Source organism: Pradoshia sp. (assembly GCF_051873915.1).
Classification (GTDB): domain Bacteria; phylum Bacillota; class Bacilli; order Bacillales; family Pradoshiaceae; genus Pradoshia.
The window spans coordinates 22,699-41,333 of sequence record NZ_JBJEFJ010000197.1; the positions used below are offsets into that span (position 1 = coordinate 22,699).

The 18,635-nt window shown below is 43.5% G+C and carries 14 protein-coding genes and 1 pseudogene; all 15 read right to left on the reverse strand.

Annotated features, from left to right (window positions below; translation table 11 throughout):
- Positions 1-155 precede the first annotated feature (155 nt).
- Positions 156-875, reverse strand: a complete 720-nt coding sequence (gene sigE / locus ACI35L_RS17005) for an RNA polymerase sporulation sigma factor SigE (RefSeq protein WP_049671504.1) — start codon at positions 873-875, stop codon at positions 156-158.
- Between the two features lie 34 nt (positions 876-909).
- Positions 910-1,839, reverse strand: coding sequence for a sigma-E processing peptidase SpoIIGA (gene spoIIGA / locus ACI35L_RS17010; RefSeq protein ID WP_049671505.1), 930 nt, complete (start codon positions 1,837-1,839; stop codon positions 910-912).
- 222 nt (positions 1,840-2,061) lie between these two features.
- Complete coding sequence (gene ftsZ / locus ACI35L_RS17015; protein ID WP_049671506.1) at positions 2,062-3,225, reverse strand: cell division protein FtsZ; 1,164 nt, start codon at positions 3,223-3,225, stop codon at positions 2,062-2,064.
- A 36-nt stretch (positions 3,226-3,261) separates the two neighbouring features.
- On the reverse strand, positions 3,262-4,551 hold the full coding sequence (ftsA, locus tag ACI35L_RS17020) for a cell division protein FtsA (RefSeq protein ID WP_439803409.1): 1,290 nt from the start codon (positions 4,549-4,551) through the stop codon (positions 3,262-3,264).
- Between the two features lie 325 nt (positions 4,552-4,876).
- Positions 4,877-4,960, reverse strand: a pseudogene (locus ACI35L_RS17025) (small basic protein); the annotation flags it as partial.
- Between the two features lie 155 nt (positions 4,961-5,115).
- Positions 5,116-5,907, reverse strand: coding sequence for a cell division protein FtsQ/DivIB (locus ACI35L_RS17030; RefSeq protein ID WP_231589529.1), 792 nt, complete (start codon positions 5,905-5,907; stop codon positions 5,116-5,118).
- Positions 5,908-6,472: 565 nt separating this feature from the next.
- Positions 6,473-7,564, reverse strand: a complete 1,092-nt coding sequence (gene murG / locus ACI35L_RS17035; protein ID WP_049671509.1) for an undecaprenyldiphospho-muramoylpentapeptide beta-N-acetylglucosaminyltransferase — start codon at positions 7,562-7,564, stop codon at positions 6,473-6,475.
- A gap of 220 nt (positions 7,565-7,784) precedes the next feature.
- Positions 7,785-8,885 carry a stage V sporulation protein E gene (spoVE, locus tag ACI35L_RS17040; protein ID WP_439803410.1) on the reverse strand — a complete coding sequence of 367 codons (1,101 nt, stop codon included), beginning with the start codon at positions 8,883-8,885 and terminating at the stop codon, positions 7,785-7,787.
- Positions 8,886-9,018: 133 nt separating this feature from the next.
- Complete coding sequence (murD, locus tag ACI35L_RS17045; RefSeq protein WP_439803411.1) at positions 9,019-10,371, reverse strand: UDP-N-acetylmuramoyl-L-alanine--D-glutamate ligase; 1,353 nt, start codon at positions 10,369-10,371, stop codon at positions 9,019-9,021.
- 1 nt (position 10,372) lies between these two features.
- Positions 10,373-11,347, reverse strand: coding sequence for a phospho-N-acetylmuramoyl-pentapeptide-transferase (gene mraY, locus ACI35L_RS17050; protein WP_049671512.1), 975 nt, complete (start codon positions 11,345-11,347; stop codon positions 10,373-10,375).
- A gap of 4 nt (positions 11,348-11,351) precedes the next feature.
- Complete coding sequence (locus ACI35L_RS17055) at positions 11,352-12,842, reverse strand: UDP-N-acetylmuramoyl-L-alanyl-D-glutamate--2,6-diaminopimelate ligase (RefSeq protein WP_439803412.1); 1,491 nt, start codon at positions 12,840-12,842, stop codon at positions 11,352-11,354.
- A 162-nt stretch (positions 12,843-13,004) separates the two neighbouring features.
- The gene (locus ACI35L_RS17060; protein WP_049671514.1) at positions 13,005-14,924 is read right to left on the reverse strand and encodes a stage V sporulation protein D; all 1,920 of its coding nucleotides are present in this window, start codon (positions 14,922-14,924) and stop codon (positions 13,005-13,007) included.
- Between the two features lie 198 nt (positions 14,925-15,122).
- Complete coding sequence (locus tag ACI35L_RS17065; protein WP_439803413.1) at positions 15,123-17,321, reverse strand: penicillin-binding protein; 2,199 nt, start codon at positions 17,319-17,321, stop codon at positions 15,123-15,125.
- Positions 17,321-17,671 carry a cell division protein FtsL gene (gene ftsL, locus ACI35L_RS17070; protein WP_049671516.1) on the reverse strand — a complete coding sequence of 117 codons (351 nt, stop codon included), beginning with the start codon at positions 17,669-17,671 and terminating at the stop codon, positions 17,321-17,323. Before ftsL ends, ACI35L_RS17065 begins: the two co-directional genes overlap by 1 nt.
- A 27-nt stretch (positions 17,672-17,698) precedes the next feature.
- Positions 17,699-18,634, reverse strand: a complete 936-nt coding sequence (rsmH, locus tag ACI35L_RS17075; RefSeq protein WP_049671517.1) for a 16S rRNA (cytosine(1402)-N(4))-methyltransferase RsmH — start codon at positions 18,632-18,634, stop codon at positions 17,699-17,701.
- Position 18,635 lies beyond the last annotated feature (1 nt).

Consider the following 18,635-nt stretch of genomic DNA (forward strand, 5'->3'; position numbering starts at 1 on the left):
GAAATTATATTCATATAAAAAATGAAGAAACGGTATGTGATGCTTCTGCAGGCTCATGAATACTGGCACAAACGGAAAAAGACAATGGCAAACTTTTTCTTCTCTTTTCAGCGAGTCTGTTTAATTGCCTGAGGCAAAAAAATAAAATGGTTTGATTAAACCATTTTATTAAACTCTTTGCGAAGGCGCTTAATGATTCTCTTTTCTAGTCTTGAAATATACGATTGTGAAATCCCAAGCAGATCCGCCACATCCTTTTGCGTTTTTTCTTCTCCGCCGACGAGTCCGAATCTTAGCTCCATAATTTGTTTCTCCCGGTCATTCAATTGATCGAGTGCTTTCGATAAGAGCTTCTTGTCAATAGAGGATTCCAGATTTTTTGTGATGATATCATCATCTGTCCCAAGAACATCTGAAAGCAGCAATTCATTTCCATCCCAATCAATGTTCAACGGTTCATCAAAAGAGACCTCCGAGCGTGTTTTGCTGTTGCGGCGTAAGTACATTAAAATCTCATTCTCTATGCAGCGTGATGCATATGTTGCCAGTTTGATTTTCTTTTCTGGATTAAAGGTGTTTACTGCCTTAATCAGTCCAATCGTTCCAATACTGATGAGATCCTCAATATTTATGCCTGTGTTCTCAAATTTCCTCGCTATGTAAACGACCAGTCTGAGATTTCGTTCAATCAGTATCGCTCTTGCCGTTTCATCCCCTTTTGGGAGTTTATGAATGAGAATCTCTTCCTCTTCCTTACTGAGCGGAGGAGGCAGCGCCTCACTTCCTCCAATATAATAGACCTCTTTTGACTTGATTCTTAACTTCACCAGGATTTTTGTCCAATAGTATGATATCTTGAATCGGATATTTTTCATTTACAGGACCGCCCTTTCCCCTTTTTTGGCATCCTTATGAGGCATGGACCGTCGTTGCTTCCGGCACAAGCTTCGGATGTATAATGGCGTCAAAATTTCCATCAGATGACAACTGCTGCTTCGTAAAAGAAATCACACATTTGGAGGCTTCCTTGTATTCACCTGAAACTTCAATATAGAGTGCATCCGGCTTAAATCCTATTAGGAGCTGGTTATCCTCGCCGACAACCCTACAAGGGATGATTCTCATTTTCCCCTGCCACCCATCAGGAAGTTCCTTGCTTTCCATGCTCATGTTCTCTACGCCCTTTTCAATCACCGCTACGACTTCTTTTGGAAGAAGCTTTTCTTTCCCGTGGATTGAAATGATGCAAACCGGACTGCCGGTAAGAGGGTCCATCAGTTGATTCCCTGTATCTACAAGCCCCTTCGCCTCAAAGGTCAGGCCGTTTAAAGCAATACGCAGCAGGACAGATTGTTTATCACTCCAATTGGCAAGCTCAAGCACTTGGATATGCTTCTTCGTAAAGTGCCAGGCAAGCGGGAATCCAATGATGACAAATATCCAGCTGACAGGATCACCAAAACTTCCAGATCCGCTCGCGAATCCATTAAGATAGCCTGCCGCCTTAAAATTGAAAAAATAATAGCATCCTAGCAGAATACCGCCTGACATGAAAGTCACGGCATATAAGGTCAACAACCGCTTCAAAAAGATACCTGGCGCCCGGAATCCAAAAGAGACAAGAACCATAACGAATGAAAATGAGCCCTTCAGCCATATTTGATCTGCTAAATACGCATAAGGTGTGATATACAGCCATATAATCATGGAACCTGCCAATCCTCCGCCAAAGATCCTCATCCAGTTAACCTTTTCTCTCAAAAGCAAAGCTGACCAAACGAGGAGCAGAGAATCAAAGACAACATTCAGGAGCCAGATGGCATCAATATAGATTTCCATGCACCCATCCCCCATAAGCGTAATGCAGAATATACTAGAAATTATACAGCCCCTCCTCCTAAAAGGTTGTCACTTTCTGTAAAGAGGACAGGCTCTTTTTATTTGTAATTTCAACGGTATTTGTCGAGGCGGATGAGAAATGTCACAAAGTAAAAAAAGACTGCTCCACATTGTCATTTAATAGACAACATGAAGCAGCCTTCTTCAGCTGCATCTATTTACTTATCTGCGGCGGTTGCGGTTTCTCAAGAATGTTGGAATGTCTAGAGCCTCATCCTGATTACCTTGGTTTGACGTTTGATTGCTTCTGCTAGGCTCCTGTGCATACGTTTCTCTCTCTTCCCGTTTCGGCGCTTCTCTCTTCACAGGATTAGGGTTTGCAGCAGGTCTGCTTTGACCAAAATTCGGCCTTGCCGCCGGACGTGCCTGCTCTACCTCACTGAAGCCAGTAGCAATGACTGTCACGACAATTTCATCCTTTAGATTCTCATTAATAACGGAACCAAAGATCATGTTTACTTCCTGGTCGGAGGCTGATGCGACAATGTCTGCTGCTTCCTGTACTTCAAACAAGCTCAAGTTCGTTCCGCCTGTAATGTTCATCAAAACACCCTGAGCACCGTCAATGGATGTTTCAAGAAGCGGACTGGAAATGGCTTTTTTAGCTGCCTCAGCTGCTCGGCTTTCACCAGATGCTACCCCAATACCCATTAAAGCAGATCCTTTATTGGACATGATTGTCTTCACATCGGCAAAGTCCAAGTTGATAAGTCCAGGAACGGCAATCAAGTCAGAGATCCCTTGAACACCTTGTCTAAGGACATTATCTGCCTCACGGAATGCTTCAAGCATCGGTGTGCTCTTATCAACAATCTCAAGTAATCGATCATTCGGGATGACAATCAAGGTATCAACGGATTCCTTCATAGAAGCAATACCGCCTTGGGCCTGTGTGGAACGCTTGCGGCCTTCAAACGTAAACGGTCTTGTTACGACACCGACCGTTAGAGCCCCAAGTTCGCGGGCAATCTGTGCGACAACCGGTGCAGCACCAGTTCCAGTTCCGCCGCCCATCCCGGCTGTGACGAACACCATGTCTGCTCCTTCTAGAGCCTGCTCAATTTGTTCTTTACTTTCTTCAGCTGCTTTTTTTCCGACTTCCGGATTTGCTCCAGCTCCAAGACCGCGTGTCAGCTTTCCGCCGATTTGCATCTTTACTTCTGCCTTAGAGAGGTTAAGCGCTTGAGCATCTGTATTCACGGCAATGAATTCGACCCCTTGCAAGCCGTGTTCAATCATTCGGTTAACGGCATTATTACCGCCGCCACCTACTCCGATTACCTTTATAGTTGCTAACGAATCAATATTTGTATCAAATTCTAGCATGGATAGTCCTCCTATTTTTTCAGTTAAATATATCCGCTATTCAAAAAACACTCCAAAGAATTTCTTCATCTTGTTGCTCATTTTATCTTCTGGGTTTTTCGGTGCTTTTTCTTTTTGTGGCGCTTTTTGAGATGGTCTCTTTTCAGCAGGCTCACTAGCAGCAGCTACCGTATGCGCTCCTAATTGCAGCCCTTGTGATCTCGCTTTTCTGCATGCATATGTAATGAGGCCGACAGAGGTGGTGTATTGCGGCTCCCTTACACCGATATAATTCGGTTCTGCTCCTCGGACACGATTTTGGAAAACATGCTGCGCCAAATCGAGCACTCCCGGTGTTTTGACAACACCGCCAGTCAAGACATAGCCGCCTAAAAGCTCTTTTACTCCCATTTTGGCAATCTCATCTTCTACCATTTCAAAGATTTCAATGAGTCTTGCCTCCATAATATCAGAAACAACGAATTGATTACACTTCTGCATTTTATCGCTGCCAATCACAGGAATAGTGAACATCTCTTCTTCAGCATCATCATCAATGAATGCATGCCCATATCGAATCTTTATCTTCTCCGATTCCTCTGTTGGCGTCTTAAGCACAATGCTGATATCCTTCGTAATGGCATCGCCGCCAAGCGGGATAACAGAAGCCCCTTTCAGCTCGCCATCCTCGAATACAGCGACAGAAGTAGAGCCCCCTCCAATATCAACCAGGGCTATTCCTAGATTTCTTTCATCCTTGGACAAAACTAGTGAACCGGCTGCCATAGGCTGCAAAGCAATATCGGTTATTTCTAAACCTGCCCGTTCAACCGCGCGCAGAGTATTATGTAAAATGGTTCTGAGTCCGGTTATTAAAACACCTTTCATTTCCAAACGAACACCGGTCATACCTTTTGGATCGCTTATATCTTCAATTTCATCAACTTTATAGCTTACTGGAATGCAGTCGATAATTTCTCTGTCAGAAGGAATCGTCACAAGCTCTGCTTGTTCCTTCACTCGAAGCTTATCTGCTTCCGTAATTTCCTTGTTTTCATTTGATACAGCTACAACCCCATGGCAAGGCTGTAAGCGTACATGATTTGCACTGATGCCAACAATTACGCGCTGTATTGTCATACCTACCATTCTTTCAGCCTGCTCAACTGCTTTTCGAATCGACTTGACCGTTTCATCGATGTCAACGATCTGTCCTTTTTTCAAGCCTTCAGATGCAACATTCCCCACGCCGATAATGTTTAAGGAGTTGTTTTCCATCTCTCCTATAATCACTTTCACAGTGGATGTACCGATGTCCAAACTCACATAATATTCATTGTTGTGCACCCTTTGGCACCTCCTTTTAATATAGCTATTCTCTATTTATTATCAGGTTTATGCCGGACGCTTGTCCCTCTCTAATCTTGGTCTGCGTACAAGACACGGGTGTTGCCGCTTCTGCTTATCTACTCATGTCCTATATTGATTTACAGATATGATTAGTCAGAAAAGCAAAATGTCTGACATAGCCTATATGTCACATTTTTTGTCTTAAGAATACTATTCGCCAAAAATTTATGATATCCTGTTTTCATTTTGGCATTTACTTGCAATTTATAAGGTATTTGGTTTCAATTTGCACTATTTCACAAAAGTAATTCCATTATGCTAAAAATACCCTTGATAAATACAAGTCTACACTAAGATGAACGCCTAGAAAAGCCATATTTACAGCGAAAATGATATTACAAAAGAATCTTCATTAAAATTTATTTAATTTTATTACTTTTTTTGCATTTTGATGATTTTCCATTGACAAAAGGTCTATCTTCTCGTCTTAAATGTCATAACCAAGACAAATGAACTACAGCTAAAGTCCTAGGGAGATTTAAGAGAAAAACGGAGTTCATCTTACCCTTCTTCTTCTTCAGATGCTCCCTCTTCTTCTATATCGGTATCATATGCTCTAAAATAAGAGCCTACCTCTAAATCAATGACACCTCTATCCTCTTCACCAAGCTGACTGATAATGGCAGGATAGTGAACCATTTTTTTGGCGAGCGTTTCTCCGCTCGCTGTTACTTCATAGCCGTCATTCATGTAGAGGATAATTCTATAAGGATCTGTTTCACGCGGACTATAATGAACCTCGGAGATAGAATTCATGATTTCCGGTGAAAGATTATCCAGCTGTTCGATCACTTTTTGAAGCGCCTTTCCCTCCTTAAAGGAGACAAGCAGCGGACCAGAATCCGGAATAGACTCTACTTTTTTCTTTAAGATTGTCCCGTTCGTTAAAACTGGATAATAATCCTTGCCTTTTTGTACATATGCGCTGTAATCATATTCATTCACCGTGATGACAATAGTATTAGGAAGCTGCCTCGACACCTCGGCGGAATTAACCTCTTGATTCTTCTCAATAGCGGTAACGGCTGCCTCTTTTTTCACTTCCCAGAAGTTTTCATTTAATTGGATGCCGCTCGCCTCAACAATTTCCTTATCGGTCAAATATGAATTACCTTCAACCTTTATAGCTTTAATTCTGCTTAATGGCGATTGAAAATAGATAATGCTGAATATGAGCAAAAAGAAAATGGTCAATAAGGTAATCAATCTTCTATTCGCTTTCTTCTTCCGCATTTGCTTTAATTTTGGAATTCTATCTTCTATAGATACAATATTTTTTTCCAACCCATACACCTCTACTTCATCACGTGTTAATACCTGCTCAGCCTAAAGAAGTAATAACCGGCCTATTAAACTCTGCTGAAACACTCAAGAATCCAAGCGGCAACAATAGCACTGATGAAATTGTACACCCATGGTTGGTATATTTTCTTTATCAAATTACCCATTTCCCCTGTAAAAGGTCAAGTGGTTCTTGGTTATTATCTGTCCTGTTGCGGCAGTTTGCTGAGATGAACACCCATGAAAAAGCATGGAGCGAACATTTCAGCCAAATACTTTCATTATTCTTTTGGCCTTTATAAAGACCAAAAGAAAAGGCACAAATGATGCCTAATTATGAGAAAATTATAACATATCGCACCCTATATTTTTCTATTTTTTTCATTTCATGCACAAATGATTTTCAGGGGCTGAAATACAGCTTAGCAAGCTGGTGATTCCGGGTTGTTTAACAACCTTAAAAGGGAATTTTGTTCCATTATGGAAAAGAAAAGGATGAATGCAGATACTGCCAAATTGGCGATTCTTACACCCAACCTTTTCCCGGTTCCATCCTCATCGGTTTCAGCTTAAAGCCTCATTTCTGCAAATCTTTAATGATTTGAAGCAGACGTTCAGCTGAATCCGGCATGCCTTTTCGCTTGGCAGCCTCTTTCATCATTGTATTCTTATCTTCATCAAGCATGATGTCATCAATGGTCTTGAGCAAGGTGTTTCCATTCAGCTCATTTTCTTTGATCATCATCGCGGCTCCGTCAGCAACAAGTGCCTGCGCATTCTTCTCTTGATGGTTATTGGTGACATATGGGCTCGGAATAAGGATACTGGCAATACCAAGGGCCGTCAGCTCTGCAATGGTTGTTGCTCCAGCTCTTGAAACGACCAGATCAACCGCCGGCAGGATTTCCGGCATATTATGGATGAACGGTTTCACAATAATATTCGGCGGTGTACCTACAAGATCCAACTCATCCTTCACAGATTGATAATGAACCTCACCCGTTATATAAATCACCTGATATGGTTTATCCTTCAAGGCTTCAATATTCTTTAAGACAGCTTCATTTATCGCCTTCGCACCGCGGCTGCCGCCAAAGATCAGCACAACTGGTTTCGTTGGATCGACACCGAGAGATTCAATTTCTTTCGATCCAATATGAGAGACAACCTCTGATCCGCGGGGATTACCTGTTAAGATGACTTTATCTTTTGGGAAGAATTGAGCAGATTCCTCGAAACTGATGGCAACCTTGCTCACATAGCGGCTCAAGAATTTATTGGTTAAACCAGGCACACTGTTTTGTTCATGGATAATGGTAGGGACTTTCAAGCGGGAGGCTGCATAGACTACAGGACCACACACATAACCGCCTGTTCCAATTACGACATCAGGCTTGTATTCCTTTAAGAGCTTCTTGCTCTTCGAAACACCTGTGAGGAATCTCGTGATGGTCTTAATATTCTCAAAGCTTAGGGAGCGTTTGAACCCTGTAATCTCGATTGCTTCAAATGGAATTCCTTCTCTTCTGACCAAATCACTTTCCAACCCTTTTTCAGTACCTATGTATAAAAAGCTTGCTTCTGGATTTAATTTCTTAATTTCTCTCGCCAAGGCAAGTGCCGGATAAATATGTCCTCCGGTGCCACCGCCGCTTAATACAATTTTCATTTATATTCACCTTTCAATGCTAATATAGCAACTCTACTGTTTACCCATATTCTACTACACTATAAACGTCGTTTACATAGTATCTTTTACATATTATTCATCTTTACACCAACTGCTAATCAGAGCCCATCTAACCTGATGACATATGAATGGCATCTGGCTGCAAGTGTAGACAAAATATAAAATAACATAAAAAAAGGGACTTATCCAAGCAGTCCCCTTAATAATTTGAATATCGGCTGATATTTAAAAGCACCCCTACCGCCATCAGCATTAAAGTGAGAGAAGAGCCTCCATAGCTGAGAAATGGCAAAGTGATTCCCGTTACCGGCATCAGGCCAGTCACCACCCCGATATTGATCATAACTTGAATCGCAATCATCACAATGATTCCAACCGCAAGGAAGGTACCGAACAAATCAGGGGCACCAAGGGCAATCCGTATCCCTCTCCAAAGGAGCAGCGCAAACAGGAAGATGACTAGTGACCCTCCAATAAAACCAAGCTCCTCAGACAGAATCGCGAAGATAAAATCCGTTTGCGGCTCAGGCAAGTAGAAGAACTTCTGCCGGCTTTGCCCAAGACCAAGCCCGAACAAACCGCCCGGTCCAATAGCATACAGTGACTGGATGATTTGAAAGCCGCTTCCGAGCGGATCCTGCCATGGATCAAGAAATGAGGTAATCCGCTGCATCCGGTACGGGGCTGAAACCACCAGCCCGATAAAGCCTATGACCCCAATCATCGCAAGGCCGGCAAAATGGCTGATTCTTGCTCCAGCGATAAAAATCATCGCTATGCATGTCCCTACCATTACGGTTCCTGTCCCAAGGTCAGGCTGAAGCATAATGAGTGCAAAGGCAATGAACACAAGACCGAGCGATGGAACAAGTCCATTTTTGAAGGAGGTTATGTATTTTTGCCGCTCCGACAGAAACTTAGACAGGAACACAATCATCGCCAGCTTCATGAACTCTGATGGCTGGATGGAAAAGGCTCCTACCCCAATCCAGCTCCTTGAGCCATTCCGAACCGTCCCTATCCCCGGAATCAGTACTACTAAAAGCAAGATGAAACAGAGAATGATGATTGGCTTGGCCCATCTGCGCCAATTCCAATAATCGATATTCATTATGACAAACATTGCAGCAATTCCCACACCCGCAAATAACAGCTGCCTCTTCGCAAAGAAGAAGGTATCGTCAAATTTATACGTCGCCCATATAGCACTGGCACTGTAAACCATGATTAGACCAATTGACAATAAGCTCAGCATGGCGATGATTAGGATAAAATCAGGTGTCGTTTTCTTAGCAGGCACTTGGCATGCACCTCACGCATTCTAAATTAGGGATGAACCGGCTAGTAACAAAAAGAGACGATTATTCCTCGTAATCGTCTCTTTTTCTGCATTCGCAAGCAAAGAACATACATCCTTGCTTTGGAACAAGCCCCTATTTTAGCTTATGCACGGCATCCATAAACATGTCACCGCGGACCTCAAAAGTTTTGTATTGGTCCCAGCTTGCGCATGCAGGAGAAAGCAAAATAGTATCCCCGCTCTCGGATAGCTCGTATGCTTCACGAGCGGCTATTCCTACATTATCGACATGTTTAATGATGGATATTCCTGCTTTTTTCGCTGTATCTGTAAGTTTTCCCGCTGTTTCGCCAAAGACGACCATTGCTTTCACATTCTGAAGCAATGGGATAAGCTCATCAAATCCATTTCCACGGTCAAGACCTCCAGCAAGAAGGATCAGCGGACCGTCAAAGGATGAGATGGCTGCACTGGCAGCAAGGATATTAGTTGCTTTAGAATCATTGTAAAATCTGCGTCCATTCAGCTCGCGGACAAATTGAGTACGGTGCTTAACACCCTCAAAGGTCGTCAAAACCTTCCTAATAGCTTCATTGGTTACACCGTATAATTTAACTGCTGCGACAGCGGATAATATATTCTCAAGATTATGCCTTCCTGGAAGAACAATGTCTACGATCGGCATAATCTGTTCCTCACGGAAGCATATGTACCCATTTTCTGCATAGGCACCGTCTCTTTGAATCGTGTCCGTGCTAAATGGCACGGAAACAGCAGAAGACCCCCGAGAAACAGCCGTTGTCACCTCTTGGTCGGCATTATAGATAAAGTAATCTTCATTTGTTTGGTTAGCGGTTATACGCGCCTTTGCTTTTCCGTATTCTTCCTTTGAACCATGATAATCCAAATGGGCATCATACAGATTTAAGAATACGGCTATATGAGGACGGAATTCCTGAATCCCCATCAATTGGAAGGAGGATAATTCGATAACGATCACATTGTCTTTTGTCGCTTCTTGAGCCACTCCGCTCGCTACTGTCCCGATATTTCCGGCGATCAGTGGATTTTTGCCGCCCTCTTTCAGCATTTCATAAATCAACGTGGTTGTCGTCGTCTTGCCGTTTGTTCCCGTAATACCGATAAACGGCGCCTCTGAAATCTTATAGGCAAGCTCAACCTCCGTGATAACCGGTATGTTTTTCTCCATGGCAGCTTGAATCATTGGATTCGTGTAAGGGATACCTGGATTTTTGACAATCAGCTCAAATCCGTCATCTAACAGCTCAATTGGATGTGAGCCGCAGATTACCTTAATCCCCTCCTCCAAAAGACCCTGTGCCTCCGGATTCTCGTCAAACGGCTTAAAATCATTTACCGTAACAAATGCACCGAGCTTGTGCAGCAAGGTTGCTGCACTCACTCCGCTTTTAGCTAAACCTAATACCAATACTTTCTTGCGAAGATAGTCATTAATAGGTTTCATTTTATAACCACACCTCTATATAAATTCCAAGAATGGATAACAACAGGCCAACAGACCAGAACGTGACAACAACACGCCACTCTGACCAGCCGCTTAATTCATAATGGTGATGCAGCGGACTCATCTTAAAGATCCGTTTACCGGTCGTTTTAAAGGAAGCCACCTGCAAAATGACGGATAATGTTTCAATAACAAACACGCCGCCGATAATGACGAGCAATAATTCAAGCTTTAATAAAATAGCCACAGTTGCAAGGGCCCCACCAAGAGCAAGGGAACCAGTATCCCCCATAAACACCTTCGCGGGGTGGGCATTAAACACAAGGAAACCTAATACCGCTCCGACAACTGCCACACAGAAAAGGGCAACCTCATAGTTTTGCTGGTTCCACGCAAGTACCGCAAAAGCACCGAATGCAATGGCTGAAGTACCAGAAACCAGTCCATCCAATCCATCTGTCAAATTGACTGCATTTGAGAACCCAACAAGCCAGAAGATGACAATAAATACATAGAACCAACCAAAATCAAGCTCATAATTGGTAAATGGAATCTCAATGGCCGTAGACATATTGCTTTGGCGGCAAATGAGATAAAAAATAACCGAGATCACAACCTGGCCCAAGAACTTTTGTTTGGATGTTAAACCAAGATTACGCTTCATGGCAATCTTGATAAAATCATCTAAAAAGCCCAGAAGACCGAAGCCAATCGTCACAAATAACAGCAAATAGGTTTCTTCACTTACATCTGTGAATTTCCCTGTCATAACCAAGGTTGTCACAAGAATAGCAAGAAGGAAGACAACGCCTCCCATCGTCGGTGTCCCCGTTTTCTTCTGATGTGATTTAGGCCCTTCTTCCCTTATGCTTTGCCCAAATTTGAGCCTCCTAAGAAACGGGATAAATATAGGAGAGAGCAGAACCGTAATTAAAAATGATACGAGTATCGTAAAAAATAAAACTTGTTCAAGCATTGTCTTAAACCCTCTCTTCTTTCTGCTGACTATTCAATTTTTCTTGGATTGCTTCCATCGCGACCTCTCTGTCATCAAAGTGGATGACTTCCTTGCCGATAATTTGATAATCCTCATGCCCTTTGCCGGCAATCAAGATGACATCCTTTGGCTGAGCCTGCCGGATTGCTTCATAAATGGCTTCCTTCCGGTCAGTAATTCTCTCGTAGCTCATGCCGGGCACGCCATCTGTCATATCATCAAGAATGGCCTCTGGGTCTTCGCTGCGCGGATTATCAGATGTAAAGATTGGGTTCGTGCTATATTCACAGGCCACCTGAGCCATGAGAGGACGCTTCGTCTTATCTCTGTCTCCCCCGCATCCAACAATGGCATAGACCTTATTCTCTGCAAATTCATTAATGGTTTTCAAGGCATTCTCAAGACTGTCTGGTGTATGGGAATAATCAACGAGCACGGTGAAATCCTGTCCGCCGTATACTCTTTCAAATCTTCCTGAAACACCCTTGATTTCCTTGAGAGACTGAATAATCTCATGAAGCGGTATATTCGATACTAATCCGACAGCAATGGCTGCAAGACAGTTATAAATATTAAATTTCCCGACCAGCGGCAGAGTGACCTCTACGCTCTCATTAGGCGTTATCAGCTTAAAGGACGACCCTTGAGCGGTAATCTGGATATTCTCCGCTTTAATATCTGCTGCTTGGTGAATCCCATATGTAACGACATTCGCAGAAGTTGCCTTTTCATACATAAGGGATGCCTGATCATCGGCATTCAATATGGCGTATTTCGGTTTTCCGTCTGTATAGGTATTACCTAAACGAGAGAAGAGGAGGCCTTTCGCATACTGGTAGTTCTCCATCGTCCCATGGTAATCCAAATGATCCTGGGTCAGATTTGAAAATACAGCGATATCATAATCACACCCAAAGACACGGCCCATATCAAGGGCATGAGAGGAGACCTCCATGACCGCTGTCTCGACACTTGCTTCCACCATCTGATGGAAGGTCTTTTGGAGTGTAAGACTATCAGGAGTTGTATTTTTTGTTTCAAAAATTTCTTTACCTATCTTTGTATACATGGTTCCAATTAACCCGGTCGTTTGGTTCTTATCGTTGAACAGCTTCTCAATAAGATGACTGATTGTTGTTTTGCCATTCGTACCGGTAATCCCTATTAAGGTTAGCTTTTGTGTAGGATGCCCGTAAAACTGATCCGCTACTTGCGCCATAACCTTAGACGTATTCTTTACAATCACAACGGGAACATCCACATTCAGCGGCTTCTCGGAAATGATCGCTGCGGCCCCATTCTTAACGGCATCGGGTGCCAGGTCATGCCCATCAACGGTATACCCTTTAATACAGATGAACAAGCTGCCTTCTTTCACTTTACGGTGATCATTTTCAACAGATGACAGGAGGGGGTTCCCTTCACCCTGTTTCTGCTTAAACGGTATTATACTGATTAAATCATCGAGTCTCATAAAACAGGTTCCTTTCTTTTTAAAGCAATCTTCCTTATTGTATCGTAATTTAATGCTATTAGAAATAAGAAAGTATATATTCAAGCTTTAAAAAATTGACAGCTTGCCGTGCAGAAAAAAATGGCGGCCGATAAAATCAGCCGCCAAAGCTCAGAATCTCTGTCACTCATCCTCATCCAGATAAATGCGAATGGTTGAACCCTCCTTTAACTTAACACCTGGTTTTGGCGACTGCTGGACTATCCGGCTCCCCTTGCCGGAAGTGACGATTTTAAACCTTGAATATTGCTCACTTAGATCCCTTAATGTCAGCCCGACTAAATCAGGTACCTCCTCCTCCACGGGATCAAGATATGTTTTTTCCTTTTCCACCTGATCTTTCCTCGGCTTGATGCCAAGGGCCGGCAAGCTATCCTTCATGATTCTGCCTACAATCGGCGCGGCAACGACACCGCCGAATTGTACGGTCCCTTTTGGATTATCGATTGCAATGTAGACAACAATTTGAGGATCATCCGCTGGAGCGAAGCCGATAAAGGAAACGATGAAATTGTTTTCTAGATAGCGGCCGTTTTGTGCTTTCTGGGCAGTCCCTGTCTTACCGCCCACACGATAGCCATCCACAAACGCACCCTTCCCGGACCCCTTTGCCACAACCGTCTCAAGAGCTCTCCTTATTTCCTTCGATGTCTCCTTTGAAATAACCTGCCTTTTCGCCTTCGGACTCTTTTTCATGATGGTTTCTCCTGTCGCGGGATCCTTTATTTCCTTTGCGATATAGGGAGTATATAATGTCCCGCCGTTCACGGCAGCCGATACAGCCATCACCTGCTGAATTGGTGTTACAGAGACACCTTGGCCAAATGCCGTCGTTGCCTGCTCAACTGGACCGACCCTGTCCACATTAAAGAGAATCCCTTTTCCCTCCCCTTGTAAGTCAATTCCCGTTTTCTCCCCAAATCCGAAATCATGTATATAATTAAAAAGCTTATCTTTTCCAAGTCTCTCCCCAAGCTCAACAAAACCAGGGTTGCATGAATTCTGAACTACCTCTAGAAAACTCTCTGAACCATGTCCGCCCCTTTTCCAGCACCTAAGATTGGCTCCGCCTACCTTGACATATCCACCATCATAGAATCGGTCATTTTGAAGGTCCACCTTCTTCTCTTCAAGCGCAGCAGCAAGCGTAATGATCTTAAAGGTTGAACCAGGCTCATACGTACTCCAGACAGGCAGGTTCCGATTGTAAATTTCCGGTGCGACATTGCGGAAATTAGCCGGGTCAAACGTCGGCCTGCTGGACATGGCCAGAATCTCTCCTGTGTTCGGGTTGACGGCAACACCGACAATTCCATCAGGGTTATAGGTTTCCTGAGCAATATCCATCTCTCTTTCAATAATGGTTTGGATGCGGTTGTCCACCGTCAGGGTTAAGTCATACCCGTTCAGCGGAGATTTATAGTCATCCGCCATATTCTCCATCCGCTTGCCCTTAGCATCCGCATAAAATTTCACATACCCTTTGTTCCCCTTTAATTCATCTTCATAGGCAAGCTCAAGGCCCATAAGCCCCTGATTATCGATTCCGGCAAATCCGAGAACATGGGCAAGCGCCGAGCCTTTCGGATAATAGCGAATCGAATCCTCGGCAATATATACACCAGAGAGGTCCAGGTTGCGAACAGCCTTCGCTTTGCCATGACTGATTTTCCTTCCTTCAGGAATCTTGACGATTGAGGTGTTCGTAGTGATTAACTTATACGCCTTTTCCGTCTGCATATTCAACACGGCTGCAAGCTGCTTAGCTGTTTCTGCCGGGTCCTTTACCTGCCTCGGCACTACCCATACGGTCGGGGCCGATTTATTCGTCGCATACACCACACCGTTTCGGTCCTTAATTTCTCCTCTTTTCGGCTCAAACGGGATGTTACGACTCCACGAATCCTTTGCGAGGTCCGTCAAGTAATTCCCCATATAAATCTGTACATATCCAAGCCGCAGGTCAATGACTAAGAAGACGCCTAACCCAATTAACAAAGCCGCAATCAATCGTTTGCGAACCGTATGATTTGATGCCCTCACTATTTATCCCTCCAATACAAGCACATTCCACTTTATGCTTGTACGAGCAGAAATAGAACTGAACCGAAATCCCTTTTGCACACACACCCATCTAAAGCAAAAAAAGAATCCAGCTGTTGCTCCTTTGCATCAGCTGGATTCCTAATTAACCTATTACTCTTACGGCTTGCTTCTATTTCAGATTTAGCGGCGGACTCATCATCCGCCTTCCTCTTCTACTTCTTCATCATCCGCTTTTGCTTTTGATTTCTCAAAAATGGTTTCCGGATCTTCAAATTGCACAACGATTGATTGGTTTGATTTTAGAGCCGTGCCTGCTTTCGGCTTTTGGCTTGAAGCATATCCCGATCCGGATGTATTTAAATCAACCCCCATTAGAGAGGCTGCTTTCATGACATCCCTTACTGACCAGCCCGTAAAGTCCGGCATGGTCAGCTCACCATCAGTCAACAGGAGAACTTTCTCTCCTTCTATAACCGATGTACCGCTCGGCGACTGCTCCTTAATTCTCGTCCCGCTGCCAATGACTACCGGGGTCAAACCTGCTTTTTCTACCTGTGTCTTGGCAAGCTCTTTATTTGTTCCTGTTACATCAGGTATCTCAACGGATGTTTTCGTATCCGTTTCCTCTGATTCGATATTTAAATACTTCAATGTATTTTCCATGACACTATTGAATACCTTTGAAACAGGCGCCGAGCCTGATTCATTCGGCTTCAGCTGAGGCTGCTGTACAGCAATATAGACAATCACTTCCGGGTCATCCTTAGGTGCCATTCCCAGGAATGAGAATATATAGTTATTCTGACCTGTCAAATAACTGCCTTTTTCACTTGAATAAATAGAGGCTGTACCTGTTTTGCCGATAACATCATATCCATCAATCTTATAGGGTTTACCTGTTCCTTTTTCTGAGGTGACAACCGTCTCTAAAATGTTTCTTACCTCACCGGCTGTTTCGCTTGATACAGGCTTGGCCACCACAGTCGGCTTCGTTTCCTTAATGGTTTTCCCTGTCGCTGCATTCGTGATTTTCTCTACGACATACGGTTTCATCATTTTACCGTCATTAGCAATGGCTGTCGCTGCCTGAATCAACTGAATAGGGGTAACGGTTGTACCTTGTCCATAGGCAGTCGTCACTTTCTCAGACTCCCATTTATAGGCGAACGCCCCTGTTGTTTCAGCCGGAAGATCAATTCCGGTTTTCTTGCCAAACCCGAATTCCTCCAAATATTCAAGTAAGGTATCTGACCCAATTTTCTCGACGGCCAGTTTTGCAAAGGCTACATTGGAGGAGCGCTGCACACCTTCTAAATACGTAATGGCACCCCAGCCTCTTTTTCCATTGTGGTCGCCAATTGTCGTCGATTTGTCAATTTTATAGGTGCCTGATTGATAGGTTTCATTTGCATTCCAGACCCCTTCTTCAATCGCGGTTGCAAGCGTGAATACCTTCATTGTTGAACCAGGCTCATAGGATTCTTCTACCGCAAGGTTCTGCCATGTGTTTTCAAGACCTTGCCTTGTATTTAAATCATAGGTTGGACGCTGGGACATGGCAAGTATCTTTCCTGTGTCCGGATCTGCCACGATTCCAATCATCTTCGCAGGGCTGTATTCCTCATTGACCTGAGACATCGCGTCCTCTAGGAAAATTTGAATCTTGCTGTCCAACGTCAATTGAATAGTAGCCCCATCTGATGGCTCCACAACCTCCGTTTGCTTATTCGGCAGAATATTACGCCATAAATCCCCTTGGAAGGTAATAGATCCATCCTCTTCCTGCAAATATTTATCCAGCATCTTTTCGACACCAAGCGCTCCAGTTACCTTGCCTGTATCCTCATTTTCTTCCACAAATCCGATTACATGAGAGGCAAAGATCCCATTTGGGTAAAATCTTTTCGAATCTTTAATAAAGGTGATTCCCGGAAGCTCCAGTTCTTCTATAGCCAGCTTTGTCTGATGGGACAGGTCGCGGCCTGCAGAGCCAAATTCTGTTTGGTAAACATTCTTCTTTTGAAGCTTAGCAAGAATCTCACTTTCATCCATATCAATATGTTCCGCAAGGATTCTCGCCGTTTCCTCTTTATCAACCACATGCTGAGGATTATCCTCATCCTCTGTCATGGAATCATCCAGGATGGCGATTAATTTATATGAAGAGGTATCACGTGCGAGTACCTCTCCGTTTGTATCTACAATCGACCCCCGCTGTGCAGTCAGGGTTCTGCTAACCTGATACTTATCCTGCGCCTTTGCAGCCAATTCCTCCCCGCCGGCAACCCCGGTATATTGGATGATCAGGAATCGTACAAATACTACACAAAAAAACAGCCCAAATATCATGAATAAGAAGGCTGCCCCTTTGTTCCGGCTCTTTTTATTGTTCATCAATCTTCCACGACCTTAACATTTTGATCTTTCAGAGTAAGCCCAAGCTTTTTGGCCTTTTCCCAAATTCGATCATACGTTTTCAATTCACTGACTTGGTCGGTTAAATCTTTATTCTCTTTCGTTTGATTCTCTATTTTCGATTCAACAGACACGATGTCGCGGTTAACGGCATAAATATCAGCCTGTGTTGAGATAATTTTGACAGCAAAGAAAGCGATAAACAAAGCAAAGCTTATGTACAGAACCTTCTCTCCTAATGTAATTCCATTAGGTATGATCACTTTCTTCGTCTTGACTTCGGTGCGTTTATTTTGTTCCTGTTGAAGTTTTCTCGCTAAACTGCTCATGTTTATCCCCTCCTAATAAAATCTGTTCTATTTAATCTTTTCAGCTACTCTGAGCTTGGCAGACCTGGCACGGTTATTAACGGCCAATTCTTCCTCACTCGGTATAATCGGCTTTCTCGTAATTAATTTAAGCTCTGGCTCAAATTCTTTCGGGATAACCGGCAAGCCGTGCGGCATTGGCGGCAATTCAGACTTTTCCTTAAAGAAGCTCTTACAAATCCGGTCTTCGAGTGAATGGAAGGTAATTACAGAAATTCTTCCGCCTTTATTCAGCATAGGAAGGGCCTTTTCTAAAGAAACCTCAAATACTCTTAGTTCATCATTGACCGCTATGCGGATTGCCTGGAATATACGTTTGGCAGGATGTCCGCCTTTTCGGCGGGCTGGAGCCGGAATTCCTTCTTTAATCAGCTCCACTAGCTCAAATGTTGTTTCAATCGGCTTGTTTTCTCTCGCCTGCTCAATCTTCCTCGCAATTTGCTTGGAGAACTTCTCTTCTCCATATTTAAAGAACACCTTGACTAATTCTTCATAAGACCACTCATTGACAACGTGATAGGCACTTAGCGGAGCTGATTGGTCCATCCTCATATCAAGAGGAGCGTCATAATTATAACTAAATCCTCTTTCTGGCGTATCAAACTGTGGAGATGAAACACCAAGGTCATAGAGGATTCCATCAATCTTCTCAATGCCCAGCTCTTTCAGTCTTTCATCGAAGTGGACAAAATTGCTGTTCACCAAGGTAACCCGATCCATATAGGCTCCAAGCTTCTGCTTGGCATTTTCGAGTGCTGTAATATCTTGATCAAAAGCAATTAACCTGCCCTTTTCAGATAAAGCTTTCGCTATCAGTTCACTATGCCCTGCCCCGCCAAGCGTGCAATCCACATAGATTCCGTCAGGCTTTATATTTAGTCCATCGACAGCTTCATGTAACAGTACAGTAGTATGATTAAACATT

Bases quoted from the DNA above. Each gene is read 5' to 3' on its own strand.
- sigE (WP_049671504.1), bottom strand. From the start codon at position 875: ATGAAAAATATCCGATTCAAGATATCATACTATTGGACAAAAATCCTG.
- spoIIGA (WP_049671505.1), bottom strand. From the start codon at position 1,839: ATGGAAATCTATATTGATGCCATCTGGCTCCTGAATGTTGTCTTTGAT.
- ftsZ (WP_049671506.1), bottom strand. From the start codon at position 3,225: ATGCTAGAATTTGATACAAATATTGATTCGTTAGCAACTATAAAGGTA.
- murG (WP_049671509.1), bottom strand. From the start codon at position 7,564: ATGAAAATTGTATTAAGCGGCGGTGGCACCGGAGGACATATTTATCCG.
- murD (WP_439803411.1), bottom strand. From the start codon at position 10,371: ATGAAACCTATTAATGACTATCTTCGCAAGAAAGTATTGGTATTAGGT.
- mraY (WP_049671512.1), bottom strand. From the start codon at position 11,347: ATGCTTGAACAAGTTTTATTTTTTACGATACTCGTATCATTTTTAATT.
- ACI35L_RS17055 (WP_439803412.1), bottom strand. From the start codon at position 12,842: ATGAGACTCGATGATTTAATCAGTATAATACCGTTTAAGCAGAAACAG.
- ACI35L_RS17065 (WP_439803413.1), bottom strand. From the start codon at position 17,321: ATGAACAATAAAAAGAGCCGGAACAAAGGGGCAGCCTTCTTATTCATG.
- ftsL (WP_049671516.1), bottom strand. From the start codon at position 17,671: ATGAGCAGTTTAGCGAGAAAACTTCAACAGGAACAAAATAAACGCACC.
- rsmH (WP_049671517.1), bottom strand. From the start codon at position 18,634: ATGTTTAATCATACTACTGTACTGTTACATGAAGCTGTCGATGGACTA.